Genomic DNA, 2,069 nt, shown 5'->3' with positions numbered 1-2,069 from the left:
CTAAATCAATCAATTGTGAAAATTTTTGAGCCCAAGTTCCCTACTCCCTACTCCCTACTCCCTACTCCCTACTCCCTACTCCCTTTGCTAGATATGGTTAACCGTTTGAAAAATTTATTTTCCCGGTGTAAGCAAGGTGTTGGTATAGAATTAGCCCCAGAACGAATTCATATTGCTCAATTGCAGCGGCAAGGTCAGAGCCTCAAAGCTACCACCCTATATGCTCATGAGGTTCCAGAAGGGATCTGGGAAGGAGGACAGATTGTTGATTCCCCTGGTTTAGCGGAACTGATTCGAGAAGCCCTACAGGAAAGTCAAGTGAAAGTGGAGCGGGTTGCGACTGCTTTACCCATGCGGGAAGCAGTAATCCGGATTATTCCGATTCCTGCTGAGCTAGATGATAACGAGCTCCGGGATATGGTACTAAACCATGAAGCTGGCTTATATTTGCCCTATCCCCGGGAAGAAGTGGATTTGGATTATCAGAAGCTGGGCTTCTTTGTGGATGAAGATGGAATCGAAAAGGTGCAAGTCCTGCTGGTGGCTACTCGTAAAGAAATCACCGATAGCTATCTCGATACCTTTGAGCAGGTAGGGTTACAAGTAGATGTACTCGAAATTAATAGTTTTGCCCTGATTCGGACGATCCGAGAACAACTGCGTCAATTTCCTTCCCAAGAGGCAGCGGTTCTGGTAGATATTGAATTTGATAGTACTGAAATTGCGATAATTGTAGATGGTGTACCGCAGTTTTCCCGTACTGTTCCCATTGGTACCTACCAACTTCAGAGTGCTCTATCACGGGCGATGAATTTACCAGCCTCTAGAAACACTGAACTCCTGCAGGGGATGACTATTCCCAGTACCCCAGTTGATGGCATGCGCACCGGCTCGACGGGAGTAAATCCAGGGATGGTGGCTCTGATCCAAGTCTTGGGAGAAATTGCTGATGAACTAAGGCGCTCTATCGATTTTTACCTCAATCAGATGGACAATCTAGAAGTAGCCCAACTCCTACTAGCTGGTCCTGGGGGTGGTATCGGACAACTTGATGAATTTTTCACCCAACGGTTAAGCTTGCCCACGATTCAGGTGGATCCCGTGGCGGCTCTTTCTCTAGAAGTGGAGAAAGATATTCCGATGGTACAACGACCGAGCTTAGGAACTGTGCTTGGATTAGGATTACGAGAGGTATAGCACTATGTATAGTCTTGATATTAATTTTTTAAAAGACCGAAATCCTGAGGAGATCAAGTCCGTTCAGGATGGAGCGGCTAGACCAGGGATGGCCCTAGGGGAAATGACCCCTCTACTGATTGGAGCTGCAGTGGGTCTAATCCTACCTGGATTGGTGGGAGGTTTTTGGGTGGTTCTCCAACATCAAAACGCCCGGTTGAAGGAAGAAATTGCTGATGTTGACCAGAAACTGGCAGCCTTGGGGGCACAAAAGCAACGAATTAGTAAGCTAAACAAGGAACTCAAGCTGGTCAACGACGAAACTAATGCTCTTGCCAGTGTCTTTAATCAAATTAAGCCTTGGTCAGCGATGTTACAGGACATTCGTGAGCGCACTCCCCCCGGAGTCCAAATTAAAGACATCGAGCAACAGCAAGTCACTGACAAAAATGCTTCTAAGGATGAGTCTAACGCTAACTCACGACCTAGAATTGAGCTGGATATTTCCGGTACAGCTCGAACCTTTGATGATGTGAATTACTTTTTGCTGACGCTACAGAATTCTTCCTTTTTCGACAAAAATGACACTCAACTCATCAAAGCTCAGTTAGTCAATAATCCCACCAAATTAGAAATTCCTGAGAGTCAAAAAGAATTAGTAACTCAGGTAAAATATACCCTGCCAAAAGTGGTAGAATATACTATTAAAACTCAACTGAGTGATATCCCCGCTTCTGAGATATTAAAAGAGTTAGACCGTAAAGGAGCAGTAGGATTAGTGACTCGGATTAGAAACCTTCAATCCCAAGGAGTGATTCAACAATGACCTATGCTACTGATGACGACTTTATGAGTGTTGAAGGTCAGGAGGAAGAGCCTGAGTATCCTACTGA

The 2,069-nt window shown here is 45.2% G+C and carries 2 protein-coding genes; both read left to right on the top strand.

What is annotated here, in order from left to right; all coding sequences use genetic code 11:
• The first annotated feature begins 93 nt into the window (after positions 1-93).
• Positions 94-1,197 (top strand): type IV pilus assembly protein PilM, encoded by a 1,104-nt coding sequence (gene pilM / locus F6K20_RS35820; RefSeq protein WP_287297993.1) that lies wholly within the window; start codon positions 94-96, stop codon positions 1,195-1,197.
• A gap of 4 nt (positions 1,198-1,201) precedes the next feature.
• Positions 1,202-2,002: a PilN domain-containing protein gene (locus F6K20_RS35815; RefSeq protein WP_071103835.1), complete on the top strand. Its 801-nt coding sequence runs from the start codon at positions 1,202-1,204 to the stop codon at positions 2,000-2,002.
• Positions 2,003-2,069 lie beyond the last annotated feature (67 nt).

Source organism: Moorena sp. SIO2C4, from assembly GCF_010672485.1.
Classification (GTDB): Bacteria; Cyanobacteriota; Cyanobacteriia; order Cyanobacteriales; family Coleofasciculaceae; genus Moorena; species Moorena producens.
Note: the sequence above shows the minus strand (reverse complement) of the source record. Positions and strands in the feature narration are given on the sequence as shown.

Coding starts and splice junctions, on each gene's coding strand:
- pilM (WP_287297993.1), top strand. CDS start 94: ATGGTTAACCGTTTGAAAAATTTATTTTCCCGGTGTAAGCAAGGTGTT.
- F6K20_RS35815 (WP_071103835.1), top strand. CDS start 1,202: ATGTATAGTCTTGATATTAATTTTTTAAAAGACCGAAATCCTGAGGAG.